General features: G+C 73.5%; 14 protein-coding genes. 10 read left to right on the top strand and 4 right to left on the bottom strand.

Annotated features, from left to right (window positions below; all coding sequences use genetic code 11):
- Nucleotides 1-104: 104 nt before the first annotated feature.
- From AB3388_RS04205 to AB3388_RS04190, 4 genes are all read left to right on the top strand, one after another.
- Nucleotides 105-809: a succinate dehydrogenase cytochrome b subunit gene (locus AB3388_RS04205; RefSeq protein ID WP_495409502.1), complete on the top strand. Its 705-nt coding sequence runs from the start codon at nucleotides 105-107 to the stop codon at nucleotides 807-809.
- A 9-nt stretch (nucleotides 810-818) separates the two neighbouring features.
- The gene (locus tag AB3388_RS04200) at nucleotides 819-2,765 is read left to right on the top strand and encodes a fumarate reductase/succinate dehydrogenase flavoprotein subunit (protein ID WP_495409501.1); all 1,947 of its coding nucleotides are present in this window, start codon (nucleotides 819-821) and stop codon (nucleotides 2,763-2,765) included.
- Nucleotides 2,765-3,520, top strand: a complete 756-nt coding sequence (locus AB3388_RS04195; RefSeq protein ID WP_495409500.1) for a succinate dehydrogenase/fumarate reductase iron-sulfur subunit — start codon at nucleotides 2,765-2,767, stop codon at nucleotides 3,518-3,520. The genes AB3388_RS04200 and AB3388_RS04195 overlap by 1 nt, the downstream gene beginning before the upstream one ends.
- A gap of 106 nt (nucleotides 3,521-3,626) precedes the next feature.
- Entirely contained in the window at nucleotides 3,627-4,166 is a 540-nt protein-coding gene (locus AB3388_RS04190; RefSeq protein ID WP_495409499.1) for a PaaI family thioesterase, read from the top strand.
- A 27-nt stretch (nucleotides 4,167-4,193) separates the two neighbouring features.
- Here AB3388_RS04190 and AB3388_RS04185 read toward each other — a convergent pair whose 3' ends face one another.
- Complete coding sequence (locus tag AB3388_RS04185; RefSeq protein ID WP_495409498.1) at nucleotides 4,194-6,494, bottom strand: putative bifunctional diguanylate cyclase/phosphodiesterase; 2,301 nt, start codon at nucleotides 6,492-6,494, stop codon at nucleotides 4,194-4,196.
- Between the two features lie 239 nt (nucleotides 6,495-6,733).
- On the opposite strand from AB3388_RS04185, the gene AB3388_RS04180 reads away from it, so the two are divergent.
- The 6 genes from AB3388_RS04180 (at nucleotide 6,734) to AB3388_RS04155 (ending at nucleotide 13,466) form a co-directional block, all read left to right on the top strand.
- On the top strand, nucleotides 6,734-8,275 hold the full coding sequence (locus tag AB3388_RS04180) for a S8 family serine peptidase (protein WP_495409497.1): 1,542 nt from the start codon (nucleotides 6,734-6,736) through the stop codon (nucleotides 8,273-8,275).
- Between the two features lie 103 nt (nucleotides 8,276-8,378).
- Nucleotides 8,379-10,934: a putative bifunctional diguanylate cyclase/phosphodiesterase gene (locus AB3388_RS04175; RefSeq protein WP_495409496.1), complete on the top strand. Its 2,556-nt coding sequence runs from the start codon at nucleotides 8,379-8,381 to the stop codon at nucleotides 10,932-10,934.
- A 63-nt stretch (nucleotides 10,935-10,997) separates the two neighbouring features.
- Nucleotides 10,998-11,387 (top strand): MmcQ/YjbR family DNA-binding protein, encoded by a 390-nt coding sequence (locus AB3388_RS04170; protein ID WP_495409495.1) that lies wholly within the window; start codon nucleotides 10,998-11,000, stop codon nucleotides 11,385-11,387.
- 34 nt (nucleotides 11,388-11,421) lie between these two features.
- Nucleotides 11,422-12,402 (top strand): magnesium transporter CorA family protein, encoded by a 981-nt coding sequence (locus tag AB3388_RS04165; protein WP_495409494.1) that lies wholly within the window; start codon nucleotides 11,422-11,424, stop codon nucleotides 12,400-12,402.
- Nucleotides 12,403-12,601: 199 nt separating this feature from the next.
- Nucleotides 12,602-13,219 carry a hypothetical protein gene (locus tag AB3388_RS04160; RefSeq protein WP_495409493.1) on the top strand — a complete coding sequence of 206 codons (618 nt, stop codon included), beginning with the start codon at nucleotides 12,602-12,604 and terminating at the stop codon, nucleotides 13,217-13,219.
- On the top strand, nucleotides 13,200-13,466 hold the full coding sequence (locus AB3388_RS04155) for a hypothetical protein (protein ID WP_495409492.1): 267 nt from the start codon (nucleotides 13,200-13,202) through the stop codon (nucleotides 13,464-13,466). Before AB3388_RS04160 ends, AB3388_RS04155 begins: the two co-directional genes overlap by 20 nt.
- Here the strand turns inward: AB3388_RS04155 and AB3388_RS04150 are convergent.
- The 3 genes from AB3388_RS04150 to AB3388_RS04140 are packed head-to-tail and all read right to left on the bottom strand — an operon-like array spanning nucleotide 13,457 to nucleotide 17,967.
- Nucleotides 13,457-14,464: an adenosine deaminase gene (locus tag AB3388_RS04150; RefSeq protein WP_495409491.1), complete on the bottom strand. Its 1,008-nt coding sequence runs from the start codon at nucleotides 14,462-14,464 to the stop codon at nucleotides 13,457-13,459. The genes AB3388_RS04155 and AB3388_RS04150 overlap by 10 nt on opposite strands.
- A gap of 14 nt (nucleotides 14,465-14,478) precedes the next feature.
- Nucleotides 14,479-15,936 (bottom strand): MFS transporter, encoded by a 1,458-nt coding sequence (locus tag AB3388_RS04145; RefSeq protein ID WP_495409490.1) that lies wholly within the window; start codon nucleotides 15,934-15,936, stop codon nucleotides 14,479-14,481.
- A 57-nt stretch (nucleotides 15,937-15,993) separates the two neighbouring features.
- Nucleotides 15,994-17,967: a DNA/RNA non-specific endonuclease gene (locus tag AB3388_RS04140; protein WP_495409489.1), complete on the bottom strand. Its 1,974-nt coding sequence runs from the start codon at nucleotides 17,965-17,967 to the stop codon at nucleotides 15,994-15,996.
- Between the last annotated feature and the right edge of the window lie 15 nt (nucleotides 17,968-17,982).

The raw sequence follows: 17,982 nt of genomic DNA, 5'->3' as shown, positions 1-17,982 counted from the left end.
GACGAACCCTAACGGTCGGAGGTGGGTAAGGGTGCCCTTATATGGGCTTGATCACCTCGTGTTGACATGGCCGCAACCCCTGCGGCGGCTTAGCGTGAGATCTCGTGGCAACGGTGACTTCTTCGGGCCAACGTCGGACCCCGAAGGTAGCGAAGACCAACTCGGTCGCGAAAAAGATCGTCATGGCGATCAGCGGCATCATCCTGGTGCTGTTCCTGATCGCGCACATGATCGGCAACCTGCACGTCTACCAGGGCCGGGCGGCATTCAACGACTACTCGCACTGGCTGCGGACCTTCGGGGAGCCGGCGCTCGGCTACCGCTGGTTCCTCACCATCCTGGAGGTCATCCTCCTCGTCGCCGTCGTGGCGCACATGTGGGCGGCGTTCACGTTGTGGCGGCAGGCCCGCGCGGCCCGCCCCGAGCGCTACGCGGTCAAGAAGTCGCTCACGCAGACCTACGCCTCGCGGACCATGCGCTGGGGCGGCGTGATCATCGCGCTGTTCGTCGTCTACCACCTCCTCGACCTGACCTGGGGCGTCGCCAACCTCGACGGCACCGACTCCACGCCGTACGACCGGCTGGTCGCGAGCTTCTCGAACGTGGTCCCGACGATCGTCTACGTGATCGCGCTGATCGCCCTCGGCTTCCACCTGCGGCACGGGATCTGGAGCGCCACGCAGACCCTCGGCCAGAGCAACCGCCGTCGAGAGAAGACGGTCAACGCCTTCGCGATCGCGTTCTCGGTGCTCCTCATCGCCGGCTACCTGATCGTGCCGTTCTCCGTGCTCTTCGGGCTCGTCGACTAAGGACCTCCATTGCCTCTCGATCTGTTCACCGTCGGCAACCCGATCGCCGACACCAAGGCGCCCACCGATGTGCCCATCGACGAGCGCTGGAGCGAGCGCCGCTTCCGCGGCCGCCTGGTCAACCCGGCCAACCGGCGCAAGCTGACCGTCATCGTCGTCGGCACCGGGCTGGCCGGCGGCTCCGCCGCCGCGACGCTCGGCGAGGCCGGCTACAAGGTCAAGTCGTTCTGGTACCAGGACAGCCCGCGCCGGGCGCACAGCGTCGCGGCACAGGGCGGCATCAACGCGGCGAAGAACTACCGCAACGACGGCGACAGCGTGCACCGGCTGTTCTACGACACGGTCAAGGGCGGGGACTTCCGCTCCCGCGAGAACAACGTGCACCGCCTGGCCGAGGTCAGCGTCAACATCATCGACCAGTGCGTCGCCCAGGGCGTCCCGTTCGCCCGCGAGTACGGCGGCCTGCTCGACAACCGCTCGTTCGGTGGCGCCCAGGTCTCGCGGACGTTCTACGCGCGCGGCCAGACGGGCCAGCAGCTGCTCTACGGCGCCTACCAGGCGCTGGAGCGGCAGATGGCGGCCGGCAACGTCGAGCAGTTCTCCCGCACGGAGATGCTGGACCTGATCATCGTCGACGGCCGGGCCCGCGGCATCGTCGCCCGCGACCTGGTCACCGGCGAGATCAGCACGCACTACGCGGACGCCGTCGTCCTGGCCACCGGTGGCTACGGCAACGTCTTCTACCTGTCGACGAACGCCAAGGGCTCCAACGCCACGGCGATCTGGCGGGCGCACAAGCGGGGGGCGCTGTTCGCCAACCCCTGCTACACGCAGATCCACCCGACCTGCATCCCGGTCAGCGGCGACTACCAGTCGAAGCTGACGCTGATGAGCGAGTCGCTGCGCAACGACGGCCGCGTGTGGGTGCCCAAGGAGCGCGGCGACACCCGCGACCCGCGGGACATCCCCGAGGGCGAGCGCGACTACTACCTCGAGCGGATCTACCCGGCGTTCGGCAACCTGGTCCCCCGCGACATCGCGTCCCGGCAGGCGAAGAACGTCTGCGACGAGGGCCGCGGCGTCGGCCCCAACGGCCTGGGCGTCTACCTCGACTTCGGCGAGGCGATGCAGCGGCTGGGCCGCACGGCCATCGAGGCCAAGTACGGCAACCTCTTCGACATGTACGCCCGGATCACCGGCGAGGACCCCTACGAGGTCCCGATGCGGATCTACCCGGCCGTGCACTACACGATGGGTGGCCTGTGGGTCGACTACGACCTGCAGTCGTCGATCCCGGGCATGTTCGTGATCGGTGAGGCGAACTTCTCCGACCACGGCGCCAACCGGCTGGGCGCCAGCGCGCTCATGCAGGGCCTCGCCGACGGCTACTTCGTGCTCCCGGCGACGATCAGCGACTACCTCGCCGATGGGCCGTTCGAGAAGGTCGACGACAGCCACCCGGCGGCCGCCGAGGCGATCGACGGGGTCAAGGCGCAGATCCACAAGCTGCTGACCATCGACGGCTCGCGCAGCGTGGCCTCGTTCCACCGCGAGCTCGGCCGGCTGATGTGGGACCTCTGCGGCATGGAGCGCTCCGAGGAGAGCCTGCGCAAGGCGCTGGACCGGATCCCCGAGCTCAAGCAGGAGTTCTGGACCAACGTCAAGGTCGTCGGCGACTGGAGCTCGTTCAACCAGAACCTCGAGCAGGCCGGCCGGGTCGCGGACTTCATCGAGCTCGCCGAGCTGATGTGCATCGACGCCCTGCACCGCAACGAGAGCTGCGGTGGGCACTTCCGCGCGGAGAGCCAGACGCCCGAGGGCGAGGCCCTGCGCGACGACGAGAACTTCGCCTACGTCGCGGCGTGGGAGTGGACGCCGGACGGCCAACCGCCGGTCCTGCACCGCGAAGCCCTCGAGTACGAGTACGTCCACCTCGCGCAGCGGAGCTACAAGTAATGAACCTGACCCTGAAGATCTGGCGGCAGAAGGGTCCGTCGGTCAAGGGCAACCTCGTCACCTACCAGGTCAGCGACATCTCCCCGGACATGTCGTTCCTGGAGATGCTCGACGTGCTCAACGAGAAGCTGATCATCGACGGCGACGACCCGGTCGCCTTCGACCACGACTGCCGCGAGGGCATCTGCGGCATGTGCGGCGTCATGATCAACGGCATGGCGCACGGTCCCGAGCAGACCACCACGTGCCAGCTGCACATGCGCTCGTTCAAGGACGGCGACACGATCGTCATCGAGCCCTGGCGGTCGCGGGCCTTCCCCGTGATCAAGGACCTCGCCGTCGACCGGCGGGCGTTCGACCGGATCATCCAGGCCGGGGGCTACATCAGCGCCCCGACCGGGACCGCGCCCGAGGCGCACTCGATCCTGGTGGACAAGAAGTCCGCGGACGCGGCCTTCGACGCCGCGACCTGCATCGGCTGCGGCGCCTGCGTGGCGGCCTGCCCGAACGGCTCGTCGATGCTGTTCACCGCGGCCAAGGTCACCCACCTCGGGCTGATGCCGCAGGGCCAGCCGGAGCGCAACGACCGGGTGGTCAACATGGTCGCCCAGCAGGACCGCGAGGGCTTCGGCGGGTGCACCAACATCGGCGAGTGCTCGGCGTCCTGCCCGAAGGGCATCTCGATGGAGACGATCTCCCGGCTCAACCACGACCTGCTCGGCGCCCTCCGCGCCGGCGCCCGTCCCAAGAGCTGAGAAGACGCCCGGTCGGGGGGCGGGGATCCTTCCGGGGTCCCCGCCCCCCTCGCGTTCGGCTACCCCGGGTGGCGCCCGCTGAGTTCAGTGTGCGAACCTAGGTGTCATGACGGCTGAGATCGCCCCCGACCTGTCCCCTACCGCGTGGGGCGAGGCCCGCTCGCGCACGGTGGCCTGGCACGACCCGCGGATCACCGCCGCCGGCGCCCTCGAGCGCTCGGGCCTGGAGACGCTGCAGGCGATCCGGGACGGCGAGCTCCCGCCGCCGCCGATCGCGCAGCTCATGCAGTTCGACATCGTCGACCTCGCCGAGGGCCGGGTCGAGTTCGCCTGCCGGGTCGACGAGTCGGTCTACAACCCGATCGGCGTCGTCCACGGCGGGCTCGTGTGCACGCTGCTCGACACCGTGGCCGGCTGCGCGGTGCACACGACGCTGCCGCAGGGGCTGGGCTACACGTCGATCGAGCTCAAGGTGAACTACCTGCGGCCGGTGCACGCGACCAGCGGTCCGCTGACCGCGATCGGCACCGTGGTCAAGCCCGGCCGCCGGGTCGCCTTCGCGGAGGGCGAGGTGCTCGACGCGGCCGGCCGCACGGTGGCGACGGCGTCCAGCTCGCTGCTGGTCTTCCCGATCCCGCAGCCCTGACCCCGGGCTCTCGGTACCGAATGCCCGTCAGGCCGACGGGACGACGGCGGCCGGCGAGTGCTCGGCCAGCCAGGCCCACAGCGCGTCCGGCGGCAGCGGCCGGCTGAGGTGGTAGCCCTGCACGATGTCGCAGCCGAGGAAGGTCAGGGCGTCCAGGGTGGCCTGGTCCTCGACCCCCTCGGCGACGAACGTCAGCCCCATCGCGTGGGCGAGCTGCAGCGTCGAGGTGACGATCGACTCCGCCCGCGGGCTCTCGGCCATCTCGCCGACGAAGGCCCGGTCGAGCTTCAGCTCCGTCACCGGCAGCCGGGCCAGGTAGGCGAGGCTGGAGTAGCCGGTGCCGTAGTCGTCGATGGCCACGCCGACACCGGCGTCCCGCAGCCGGGCGAGCACCCGCTCGGCCCGCTCGCGGTCGGCCATGAGCAGTCCCTCGGTCACCTCGAGGACCAGGACGCCGGACGGCACGCCGTGCGTGGCCAGCAGGCACGCGACCTCGTCGGGGAACTGCTCGTCGACCAGGTTGGAGGGGCTGACGTTGACCGCCACCGTCAGCCAGCGGCCGAGGTCCGCCCAGGCGCGGCACTGGGCCAGCGCCAGCTCGATGACCCGGGTGGTCAGGGGGCCCATGAGCCCGGCGGACTCCGCGAGCTCGATGAACTGGTCGGGGTAGACCAGGCCGCGGGCGGGGTGCTGCCAGCGCACCAGCGCCTCCACGCCGTCGACGGCGCCGGTGGCCAGCGCCAGCTTGGGCTGGTAGTGGAGGACGAGCTGGTCCTCGGCGATGGCCTGGCGCAGCTGGGCGACGTCCTCCAGCCGGTGCCGCCCGGAGCCGTCGCGGGCCTCGTCGTAGACGGCCGCGCCGGCGCGGCTGCCCTTGGCCGAGTACATCGCCAGATCGGCCAGCTGCAGCAGCTCCTCCGCCGTCGTCGCGTGGCCCGGGCCGACGGCGATGCCGAAGCTGGCGTCGACGGTCAGGCCCATCCCGCCGTGGCGGAACGGCCGCTGCAGCTCGCCGCGCAGCCGGCCGGCGAGGGCGAGCGCGCCGTCGGCGTCCAGGTCCTCGGCGAGGACGACGAACTCGTCGCCGCCGAGCCGGGCGAGCAGGTCGCTGGACCGCAGCAGGCCGGTCAGCCGTGGTCCGACCTGGCGGAGCACCGCGTCGCCGGCGGCGTGGCCAAGCGAGTCGTTGATCTCCTTGAACCGGTCGAGGTCGATGATCAGGACGGCGAGCGACTCCCCGCGGGCGAGCCGCTCGTCGGCGGCCGCGAGCGCCTCGTACACCGTGCGCCGGTTGGCCAGGCCGGTGAGCTCGTCGGTGCGGGCCTGCCGGCGGCTGTCGGCCAGGGCCCGCACGTCGCGGAAGGTGAGCGCCGTGCGCGCCAGCGCCGCCAGGACGGCGCCGAGCGCGAGCACGCCGGCCACCGGGTCGCCGCCGTTCTGGTAGCCGTGGAAGAGCAGCCCCAGCGCGGCGAAGGCGCAGGCGGCGGGGACGACGAGGGCGGTCATGCCGTCGGGCCGGCCGGGCTCCCCCTCGCCGGAGGGCAGGCACGCGGCGACGCCGAAGCAGACCAGCGCCAGCCCGTACCCGGCGTCCAGCGAGCCGGCCTGGTAACCGCCGTGCACGACGGCGTAGGCGAAGAGCGTGTCGGTCGCGGCGAAGAGCACCATGCCGCCGGCCAGCCACCACCAGCAGCCGCCCGCGGCGCGGCCGATGATGACCAGCGCACCGCCGACGAGGACCAGCAGCAGCAGGTCGGCGATCGGGTAGGCGGCGCCGGCCGCGACGACGGCGAAGCTGCCGCCGGTCAGGCGCAGCGAGGCGCCGAGGGCGAAGGCGGCCGCGAACGCCGCCGCGGTGAGTCCGGTGACCACGCCGTCCAGCAGCATGCTGGGGGTCAGCCGGCGCACGCGGGCGCGCAGCATCAGGAACACCGCGGCGTACGTCAGCGGGTAGAAGGCGATGAACCCCGCGTCGGACCAGGACGGGCGCGGGACGGTGGCCGCGCCGGCGTAGAGCACCTGGTAGACGACCGCCCCGCCCAGGTAGGCGGCCACGCCGGCGGCGAAGCAGAGCCAGGCGGCGCGGTCCTCGCCGGCCCGGCGCGCGCGCACCGCCAGGACGACGACCAGGCCCACCATGAACAGGATCTTGCCGCCGCCGGCCAGCAGCGCGACGACCCCCGTGGCGCCCAGCGCGGTGGCCAGCAGGCACAGCAGGTAGGTCCCGCCGAACGCGCCGGCGAGCGCGCGCACGCCGCGCAGCGACCGGTCGGCTTGCCGCCGCCGGCCGAGCCGTCGCCGGGGGACGCCGAACCGCATCAGGACCATGCGGACAGGGATCGGCCGCTCCCCCGCCCTCCTGCAGACCCCCCGGCCGCCGATTCCTCCCGAGGGGGGAGAACGGGCACCCGCCCCCGCCTCGCCCGGCAGGGTGACTCGTCGCGACGCCCTGCTGACACACAGCGTTGTGAGTGCGCTACTGAGCGTGCTGCCCAGGGAGTGGGTGGCATCTGCCCTCACGGAGAAAGCGCAGGCAAGTCCATGAAGTCCTCGACCGGAGTGCGGCCGTGAGCCGCAGGGGCCCCGGCCGCCGCACCGTGAGCGCGCTCGCCGCGCTCACCACCGGCACGCTGGCCTCCGTCGTGCTCGCGGGGCCCGCCCAGGCTGCCGATCCCGGCTACGACACGAGCGGTAAGGGGTCGCTCTACAACATCGCGCAGGTCGTCGGCGCCCACGGCTCCTACGCCGCCGGGTACACGGGCAAGGGGATCGGCGTCGCGCTGATCGACACCGGCGTCAGCGAGGTGCCGGGGCTCGACACCGGCAACGTCTGGCAGGGCCCGGACCTGTCCTTCGACAGCCAGTACCCCGAGCTGGCGCACCTGGACGCCTACGGGCACGGGACCCACCTGGCCTCGATCATCGCCGGGCGGGACCAGGCCGGGACGCCGGCGTCCTACCTCGACCCCACCCGGTTCACCGGCATCGCGCCGGACGCGACCCTGATCAGCCTGAAGGTCGGCGCCCACGACGGCGCCGTCGACGTCAGCCAGGTGATCGCGGCGATCGACTGGACCGTCGAGCACCGCAACGACCCGGGGCTGAACATCCGGGTCATCAACCTGTCCTACGGCACCGACTCGACGCAGGACCCGGCGGTCGACCCGCTGGCCTTCGCCGTCGAGAACGCCTGGAAGCACGGCATCGTCGTGGTCGCCGCCGGCGGCAACGACGGGTCGTCGATCTACTCCCTCGCCAACCCGGCCCGGGACCCGTACGTGGTCGCGGTGGGCGTCGACGACAGCAAGGGCACGGTCGACACCCGCGACGACGACGTCCCGGCCTGGGGCACCCGCGGGACCAACCAGCGCCACGTGGACGTCGTCGCGCCGGGCGTCTCCGTGGTGGGCCTGCGCGTGCCCGAGGGATTCGCCGACCAGGAGCACCCGGAGTCCCGCGTGGGCAGCCGGTTCGCCAAGGCGTCCGGCACCTCGCAGGCCGCGGCGGTGGTCAGCGGCGAGGTGGCGCTGCTCCTGCAGGAGAACCCCTCGCTCACCCCCGATCAGGTCAAGAAGAAGCTGATGACCACGGCCGAGTCCGTGCCGCGGGAGAGCGCGCAGTACCGCGGCAACGGGGTCGCCGATGCCCGGATCGCGCAGCTGACCGGCGACGGGGCGGCGCGCCAGTCCACGGCGTTCTTCGGCACCGGCACCGGCTCGCTGGAGGCGTCGCGCGGCTCGTCGCACGTCTCCGACGGCGTGGCGCCGATCTCCGGAGAGGTCGACGTCTTCGGCCACGCCTGGGACGGCGCGGCGTGGGCCGCGGCCACCGCGAACGAGACCGTCTGGGACGGCGGCACGTGGCGCGGCCTGCCGATGACCGGCAGCGGCTGGGACGGCCGGACCTGGCGCACCGCCGACTGGTCGGGCCACAGCTGGACCGGGCACAGCTGGACGGGCATGAGCTGGAGCGGGCACAGCTGGACCGGCATGAGCTGGAGTGGCCACAGCTGGACCGGCATGAGCTGGAGCGGCCACAGCTGGACCGGCATGAGCTGGACCGGCCACAGCTGGCGGACCGCGGATCTCGCGAGCGCCGCCTGGCAGTGAGGCGGCACCTCACCCCTCGGGGGTGACCGGGCATCGGCAGGGGCGGGGAGGACTACAGGTCCTCCCCGCCCCTGCCGTTGTCGTGCGGGAGGAGGTGGGGCCCGTGAGCGGTAGCAGCACGGTCGGACGGTTCGCCGTCCGGCGTCTCCGCCTGCGCCGGGAGCCCCTGCTCGTGCTGGCCACCACCGCCGCGCTGCTCCTGGTCGCCACGGCCACCGGCCGCCCGCTGCTCGACGCCGCCCCGTACCTGGCCGGCCTCCCGCTGCCGTGGTGGGCGCTGGCCGTCGCCTTCGCCGCCACCGAGATCTCGGTCGTGACGATCCAGATCAAGCGGGAGGGCCGGTCGATCTCGCTCAGCGAGCTGCCGCTGGTCCTCGGCCTGTTCTTCGCCTCGCCCCTCGCGCTGATCGCCGGGCGGTTCGTCGGCTCTGTGGTCGCGATGGTCCAGCGGCGCACGCCCGTCCTGAAGTCGACGTTCAACCTCGCCCTGTTCACCGCCGAGACGACGATCGCGCTGGCGCTCTTCCGGGCGCTGGCCCCGGAACCCGCCGACGGCGCCGGACCGGGCACCTGGGTGGCCGCCTACGCCGGGGCGCTGCTGGCCACGCTGTTCGGTGCGCTGGCCATCTGCCTGGTGATCGCCATCTTCGACGGGGGCGTGCGACCCCTCCGGCTGGTGCGCGACGTCTTCGCCGTCGGCCCGACCGCACCCATGGTCGTCACGGTCGCCCTCGTCGCCGTGGCCAGCCTCGCCGCGGACCCGGAGAGCGCCTGGCTGCTGATCGGGTTCGGCACCCTCCTCCTGGTGGCCTACCGCGGATACGCCGCGCTGGCCCACCGGCACCTCAACCTCGAGCGGCTCTACCGGTTCAGCCAGGCCGTGAGCAGCGCGCCCGAGATCGACGGCGTGCTGACCAGCGTGCTCGGCGAGGCCAAGGAGCTGCTGCGCTCCGAGCGCGCGTCGGTTGCATTCGTCTCCGAGGACGGCCACGTCGCCCGGGTGCGGCTGGGTGCCGGCAACCGGATCTTCCGCACCGAGGAGCCGTCCACGCCCGAGGACGCCTGGCTGACCCGGCGGGTCGTCGAGGACGGCGAGTCCCAGCTCCTCCCCCGCGGCACGAAAGATCCCGGCGCCCGGCGGCTGCTCGACCGGCACGCCATGCGCGAGGCCGTCGCGGTGCCGCTGCGCGGCGGCGCCGGCGTCATCGGCGTGCTGCTCGTGGCCGACCGGCTGGGCGACGTCCGCACCTACGACCAGGACGACGTCCTGCTGCTCGAGACCGTCGCCAACCACGCCAGCATCGCGCTGCGCAACGGCCAGCTGATCGGCCAGCTCCGCCACGACGCCCAGCACGACGCCCTGACCGGCCTGCCGAACCGGGTGTTCCTGACGCGCGGTCTCGCGGCGGCGCTCGACGAGGTCGCCACGGGCGCCACCGCCGGCGCCGCGGTCATGATCCTCGACCTCGACGAGTTCAAGGAGGTCAACGAGACCCTGGGCCACCAGCAGGGCGACCGGCTGCTCGTGGAGGTCGGGGCCCGGTTGACCACCGCCGTCGGCACGGCGGGCACCGTCGTCCGGCTCGGTGGCGACGAGTTCGCCGTCCTGGTGCCCGCGACCGCCGACGAGGACCGGGTCCTGCACATCGGCCGCCGCATGCTGCGGGCCCTGGAGCAGCCGATCGCGCTCGACGGCCTCGAGGTCGAGATCGGCGCGTCCGTCGGCGTGGCCCTCGCTCCCCTGCACGCCACCGACCCCTCGGCGCTGCTCAAGCGGGCGGACCGCGCGATGTACGACGCCAAGGTCTCGACCCGGCGGCTGCGGGTCTACGAGCCCGAACTCGACCACGAGAACCCGCGCCGGCTCACGCTCGTCTCCGCGCTGCGCACCGCCCTGCAGGACGGCGGCATCTCCGTGGTCGTCCAGCCCCAGGCCCGGCTCGCCACCGGCGAGGTGGTCGGCGGCGAGGCGCTGGTCCGCTGGACGCACCCGGAGCTGGGCCCGATCTCCCCCGACGAGTTCATCCCGGTCGCGGAGCGCAGCGGCCTGATCGGCCCGCTCACGACGCTGGTCCTCGACTCCGCGCTGGCCGCCTGCGCGCAGTGGCGCGCCGCCGGCGCCGACTTCGGCGTCGCGGTCAACCTCTCCGCACGCAGCCTGCACGACGCCGACCTGGTCGAGGAGGTCACCCGGCTGCTGCGCCGGCACGGCGTCCCCGCCGGCCGGCTGACCCTCGAGGTCACCGAGAGCTCGGTCATGGCCGACCCCACCCGCGCGGTCGCGCTGCTGCACGCGCTGCGCGACCGCGGCGTCCGCCTGTCCGTCGACGACTTCGGCACCGGCTACTCCTCGCTGTCCTACCTCAAGCGGCTCCCGGTGCACGAGGTGAAGATCGACCGAAGCTTCGTGAGCGGGCTGCGCGAGCAGGGCGAGGACGTCGGCATCGTCCGGGCCATCGTCGACCTCGGCCGGCACCTGGGCCTGGAGGTCGTCGCCGAGGGCGTCGAGGACGCCGACACCCACGAGATGCTGGTCGAGATGGGCTGCGACCTGGTGCAGGGCTGGCACCTGGCCCGGCCGATGCCGCCCGAGGAGTTCCTGCCGTGGCTGGCCACCCGCGCGCACACGGCAGGGCGGCGAGGCCTGCGCGTCGTCTGAACCCCGCCACGGCGCTCGGGCGTGCCAGCATGCGCGGGACCGTTCCGAGCGAGGGAGGCAGCCGTGGCGACCTGGGACGACGTCCGCCGTGCCTGCGCGGCGCTGCCCGAGACGAACGAGAGCCGCTCCGGCCAGGGCACCCGGCAGTGGCGGGTCAAGGACAAGCTGATCGTCTGGGAGCGCCCGCTGCGCCGCCGGGACCTGGAGGAACTCGGGGCCGACGCCCCCGATGGGCCGGTCCTGGGCGCGCGCGTGCCCGACGAGGGCGCGCAGCTCGCGCTGATCGCCGAGGAGCCGGGCGTCTACTTCACGACGTCCCACTTCGACGGCTACCCGGCGGTCCTCTGCCGGCTCGACGCGCTCGACCCCGCCGGGCTGGAGGAGCTGGTCAGTGAGGCCTGGGCCTGCCGGGCCCCGAAGCGGCTGCTCGCCCAGCACCGCCCCGGCGACTAGGTTTCGGCGCATCCACGACGGCCCTGGGGGCGCGATGGAGGTCCGGCTGCTCACCGCGGACGGCGTCCGCGCGGCCAAGCCCGGGGACCTCCCGGACCTGCTCGCCGCCGGGGCCGGCGTCGTGTGGGTCGACGTGCCGGACGGCGATCCGGACGCCGCCGCGGTGCTCACCGACGTCTTCGGGTTCCACCCCAAGGCCGTGGCCGACAGCCTGGGCCGCAGCCCGGTGCCGAAGGTGCACGTCTACGCCGACCACGTCTTCGTCGTCCTGCACGCGCCCGAGCCGGGGCGGGGCGGCCACATCCACTACGTCGAGCTCGACCAGTTCGTCAGCGAGCGGTACGTCGTCACCGTGCACGGGCCGGTGAACCCCGCCGTCCCGCCCGCGGCGATGCTGGTCGAGACCGAGGCGGTCGCGGCCCGCGTGGCGGGCGGCCGGTTCCGGCCGACCACGGGCCACCAGCTGTCCACCGCGATCGTCGCGGCGCTCACCGGGCGGATGCGCGAGCACGTCAGCGCCCGGACGGCGGAGGTGTGGCAGTTCGAGCAGCGGGTCACCGCCGACCACCTGGCCGATCCCGAGCAGTTCCTCGACGGGATGTTCCGGGTGCGGCACGGGCTGCTCAGCGTGCGGACCATGGCCGCGCAGAGCGCGGAGGTCTACGGCCGGATGCACGCGCTGGGCGTCTACGGCCCCGAGGGCCAGCGGCTGCTGGACGACAACGTCGACCAGTTCCGCCGGATCGCCACGATGGCCCGCAGCCAGGAGGACTACCTGCGCGGCGTGATCGAGTTCTACCAGACCCGCACCAACACCAAGATGACGATCGCGGCCGAGCGGCTGGCGGTCATCGCCGCGGTGACCCTGCCGATCACGGCGCTGTCCTCGGTCATGGGCATGAACGTGATCGTCAACAGCAGCACCCACTGGGCCACGCTGGCGGTCCTGCTGGTGATCATGGCGATCTCGTCGGTGCTGCTGCTGATCTGGGCCAAGCGCCACGGCTGGTGGTGACGAGCGCACTTTCGCGCGCGAAAGTGCGCGGGGTTTCGCGCGCGAAAGTGCGCGGGGTTTCGCGCGCGAAAGCGCGGGCCGCCGCGAGCTTGCGGAGATCTTGCGGCTTCCTCGCGGGCAGGCTGCGGTCCGGGGCCGAGAGTCCGATCTGCCGGCTGGCGCCCGCCGGGCGGCTCGGATCGACAAGGAGCACATCGGCATGCGGATCAATCGTCCCGGGCGGGCGCGCGCCGCCCGGAGGGTGGCCGGTTCGGTCGCCGTCCTCGGCGTGGCCGCCGCGGTGGCCGCCCTGAACACGTACGGCACCTTCACCGACAGCAGCAGCCCGGTGAACACCGACGTCGCGACCGGCGTGCTGTCCCTGTCGCTGGCCGACGGGAACGGCGCCACCGCGATCCAGCCCTTCCCGGGCGGCGGCCTCATGGCCGGCGACTCGGTGACCCAGCGGCTCGACCTGGTCAACGACGGCAGCACGGCCTTCGGCTCCGTCACGATGAGGATGACGGCGACCGTGTCGAGCATCCTCGACACCGACACGAACAGCGGCCTGCAGCTGTCCGTGAAGTCCTGCTCGGCGCCCTGGAGCGGCTCCGGCTCGTCGTGGTCGTGCGCCGGCACCCAGTCGTCGGTGTACGCCGGCCCGATCGTCATGTCCAAGGCCCTGGGCGGCGCGGCCAGCCTCGCCCCGGGTGGGGTCGACCACCTGCTGCTCACCGCCGGCCTGCCCGCTTCGGCCAACGGCGATGCCTTCCAGGGCAAGGCGAGCACTCTCAGCCTGGTCTTCGACGGGGTGCAGCGTGCCGGCGCCGGCCGCTGAGCGCGCGGAGGTCACGTACCTCGCGACGGTTCAGCTGCCCTACCGCGACGTGCGCAGCGCGACGCTCGGCCTGCGGGCGGAGCTGCGGCACCGGGTGTCGGTGGTCGGCGGCGGGGCTCCCGACTGGGACAGCCTGGTGCTCCGGGGCCCGGCTCCGGTGGTCGACGGCCGGGGACGGCGGTGGTTCGAGTACACCGCCACCGTCCGCGGCCCGGGGGGAGGGGAGGTCGCCGTCCCTCAGATCTGAGAGACGGCGGCGGCCACCGCGGCCAGGTGCCGCTCCTGGTCCGCGGGCGGCAGGAAGCTGGCCCGGAAGCTGTTCTCGGCCAGACGCCGGCGTGCCTCCGGCGTCAGGCCGAGGGCGCGGGTGACCGCCGCGACGTTGTCGTGCAGGTACCCGCCGAAGTAGGCCGGGTCGTCGGAGTTGACGGTGGCGACCAGGCCGGCGTCGAGCATCGCGCGCAGCGGGTGGTCGGCCAGCCGGTCGACGCAGCGCAGCGCCACGTTCGACAGCGGGCACACGGTGAGGGGCACCCGCTCCTCGCGAAGCCGGGCGACCAGCGACGGGTCCGCCATGCTGCGGATGCCGTGGTCGATCCGCTCGGCGCCGAGTCGGTCGAGCGCCGCGGTCACGTAGGACGGCGGCCCCTCCTCCCCGGCATGCGCCACCCGGTGCAGCCCCTCGTCGGCGGCCATCGCGAAGACCCGCTCGAACAGCTCGGGCGGGCGGCCGGCCTCGGCGCTGTCCAGGCCCACCCCGATCACCAGGTCGCGGTAGGGCAGCAGCCGCGGCAGCAGTGCCTCGGCCTCGGCCGGGTCCCGGTCCCGCAGGAAGCAGGCGATCAGCCGGGCGGACATCCCGTGCCGCTCCTCCGCCGTCCCGAACGCCTCCCCCAGCCCCTCGAGCACGACCTCCAGCGGCACCCCGCGGGCGAGGTGGGCCTGCGGGTCGACGAACACCTCGGCGTGCCGCACGCCCTGCGCCGCGGCGCGGGCCAGGTAGGCCTCGGCCAGGTCGGTGAAGTCCCCTGGCTCCCGCAGCACGGCCATGAGCTCGTAGTACAGGTCGAGGAACGACTGCAGGTCGGCGAAGTCGTAGGCGCGGCGCAGCTCGTCGAGGGAGTCGAAGCGCAGCCGCACGCGGTTGCGGGCGGCCAGGCGCAGCGCCAGCTCCGGCTCGAGGGTTCCCTCGATGTGCAGGTGCAGCTCGGCGGTCGGCAGCGGCGGGAGGTCGTCGGCGGGCACGGTCCGATCCTGGCTCACGTGGCGGCCGGTTCGGGCAGGCGCCGCACGTCCCGGACCGCCACGGCGAGCGCGGCGAGGGTGAACGCGACGCTGACCAGCAGGCCCCGCGCGTAGGCGGAGCCGTAGTCCGCCTCGCGGGCCGCCCCGCCGGGCGCGGCGCCGGCCACCGAGGCGTAGAACACCGCGCTGATGACGGCGGCGCCGACGGCGTTGCCGATCCGCTGCGAGGTCTGCAGCATGCCGCCGGCCGTCGACCCGCCGCGGACGTCCACCTCCGCGAGCGACAGCGCCTGGTTGGGCGTGATCACCGCGCCGCCGCCGAGCCCGGCGACGAACAGCGCCGGGGCCATGAACAGCGCGACGGAGCCCGCGTGGACGCTGCCGGCCGCGGAGGCGGCGATCAGCGCGGCGGCGCCCACCCCGAGCCCGAAGAGCACCAGGGCGGCGACGAGCACCCGCCCGCCGACGCGCGGCAGCAGCCGGCCGGCGATCGGTGCGGCCAGCGCCGACCCGACGGCGTAGGAGGAGGCGGTCAGGCCCGACTGCAGCGGGGTGAAGCCCAGCCCGTCCTGCAGGAACAGCGCCAGCACCAGCGGCGTCCCGGTGTAGGCGCAGAAGAACAGCACCGCAAGCACGACGCCGTCGGCGTAGGAGCGGATCCGGAACAGGTCCAGGTCGATCAGCGGGTGCCCGCGCCGCCGCGCCGGGCCGCGCTCCCACGCCACGAAGCCGGCGAGCACGGCCAGCGCGGGGACGACGAGGACGAACAGCCGCGCGTCGTGGCTCGCGTCGAACTCGACGACGGGGAACAGCAGCCCGAACACCCCGACGGCCAGCAGCGCCACGCCGGGCAGGTCGAGGGCGGGCGTGTGCGTCCGCGGCGGCGGATCGGGCAGCAGCCGCCGGCAGAGCAGGAACGCGACGACGCCGATGGGCACGTTGACGAGGAAGCACAGCCGCCAGCCGAACTGCTCGCCGCCGAGTGCGATGATCGCGCCGCCCACGACCGGCCCCGTCGCGGTGGCGATGCCCACCGCGGCACCGAGCGCCCCGAACGCCTTGCCCCGCTCGGCCGGCGCGAACAGCTGCTGGATCAGGCCGGACACCTGCGGGTTGAGCAGCCCGCCGGCCAGGCCCTGCAGCACCCGTGCGGCGAGCAGCACCCCGGTGGTCGGCGCCAGGCCGACGAGCGCACTGCACGAGACGAAGGCGCCGACACCCAGCAGCAGCATCCTCTTGCGGCCGCGGTCGTCGCCGAGCCGCCCGCCGATGATCGGCACCATGCCGAAGGCGAGGGCGTAGCCGGAGACGGTCCACTGCAGCTCGGCCGCGTCGGCGGACAGGCCGCGGCCGATCGAGGGCAGCGCGACGTTGACGATGCTGATGTCGAGCAGGGTCAGGAAGACCGCAGTGATGCACGCGGCGAGAGCCGGCCACCGGCGAGGATCGAGGTCGCCGGCAGCCGAGGTCACCGTTGCATCCTGCAACGCTTCCCTGTGCCGGCGGGGACGCCCCCGCCGGCCGGAGCCCTACAGGCGGACGTCGGCCAGGCGGCCCAGCCCGAGGTACTGCGGCCGGCCGGTCACCTCCTCGTCCGCCGACCGGGCGAGCGGGTCGGCGTCCGCGTAGGCGGCGAGGTCGTAGCCGGTCGCGTCGGCCAGGTCGCGGACGGCGATCTGGAACGTCCGGTAGGCCCCGAGCTCGAACCCCTCGACGGCCTCCGTGCGGTCCCGCTGCTCGAGCAGCTCCCGGATCAGGTCGCCCTGGCTGAGCAGGTAGGCGGTGGCGTGCAGCCCGGTGCCGTCGCCGTCCCGCATGACCACGAGCTTCCAGAACTCCCGCGGCACGAGGACGCCGGGCTTGATCTCGGGGTCGTCGTCCCGGACGACCGGGCCGGTGAACACGCACGCCCGGAACCCGTGGGTGCGGGCGCTGTCGAGGATGTAGTTCTCCAGCCCGAGCCACAGGTCCCTTCCCCGGTTCATCTCCTCGTGCTGCGGTGCGGCGTTGGTGTAGTGGAAGGTGTCGCCGTCCGCCCGGCGCACCAGGGCGGTGGCATCCGTCTGGCCGGCCGCGGCCGGGTCCCAGTTGGGGTCCTCCCGGCGGACCAGGTGCCCCCGGTCGATCTCCGGGTCGTCGTAGTCCGACTCGCGCAGCTGGCTGCCGGCCGGCAGCCGGCCGTCGGCGAACCAGCGGTCGTCCCCGCGCTTGATCCGCACCGAGGAGGCCCCGTCGATGTTGACCGCGGTCATGAGCGGCTGGCGCCGGCCGGTCGAGAACCGGACGCCGAAGTGCGTGTACCGCAGCTCGAAGGGCTGGTCGGGGCGCTCGTCGCTGGGCCGGGCGAGGTCGGCCAGGACGGCGCCGGGCAGGCCGGGCCACGGCGCGGCCAGGTCCTGGCCCAGGAAGGCCGGGTCGTAGCCGGACCGGTCGGCGAGCTGGTCCGGCGTGTGGACGCCGTCCGCCGCCTCGGTGTCGTCGCCCGGCCGCCGCGGCACCGGGACCACCGCCGGGCCCGTGCCCGCCAGCGCCGCCTTGAGGCTGCGCACGCCGACCGCGCTGTTCTCCACCCCGTAGACGCCGGCGAAGTGCAGCCCGACGACCCGCCCGGTGTCCAGCGAGATCAGCGGCGATCCGGAGTTGCCGCCGAGGCTGGTGCAGTCGTGCGTGAGCTCGGTGCCGGCGGACAGCGCCTGCATCACCCGGCCGGGCGCGAAGCGCTTCACGTCGAACAGGTCGTGGAAGTACTGCGCCTGGGCGTCGACGTCGTTGCGGCTGTCGAAGGCGGGGTAGCCGATGAGCGCCACGAGGTCCTCCACGCCGGCCTCGTCGTCGGCCAGCGGCAGGGGGTCGGGCAGCCCCTCCCCCACGATCCGCAGCAGCGCGACGTCGGGCGCCGTGTCGTCGGCCAGGTAGACGATCTCGCGGACGGCGAACGGGCGGGCGTCGGCGCGCAGCGACCCGACCTCCTCCTTGAAGTCGAGGTTCACGCCGTACCGGCTGCCGGTCGACGGCGAGCGCAGCAGCACCCCGCGGCCGTCGGCGGCGCGCCGGGCGACGAGCTTGGCGACGTGTCGGTTGGTGGCCACCACCCGGGAGTCGGCGTCGGTGCCGATCACCCAGCCGGTGCCGCCCCAGCTCATCCGGTGGTTGACGAACTCCACGCGGCCGACGGAGAGCACGTCGGCCTCCACGGCCTTGATCCGCGCGTCGGTCCCGGCCGGGAAGTCGGGCAGCGGCTCGAGCTCGACCGCGTCGTTGCGCACGAGCAGCGGCGGGCGGCCGACCCGCTGCACGATGGCCTCCAGGGCGTCGGTGGGGACGACGCTCTCCAGCGGCTCGCGGTCGGCCTGGAGCACGTCGGCCGCCTCGGGCGGGATCACGTCCCGGGCCGCGGCCGGCACCGTGCCCGCGGCGACGGCCGCCCGGACGGCCGCCTCCAGCGCGGGGTTGTTCGCCAGCCGGGCGCGGACGCCTTCCAGCCTGTCCTCGGCGATGGTCATGCGCGCTTCTCCTGT

Source organism: Geodermatophilus sp. SMS 5-13, from assembly GCF_059428245.1.
This window is presented reverse-complemented; position numbering and strand designations above follow the sequence as displayed.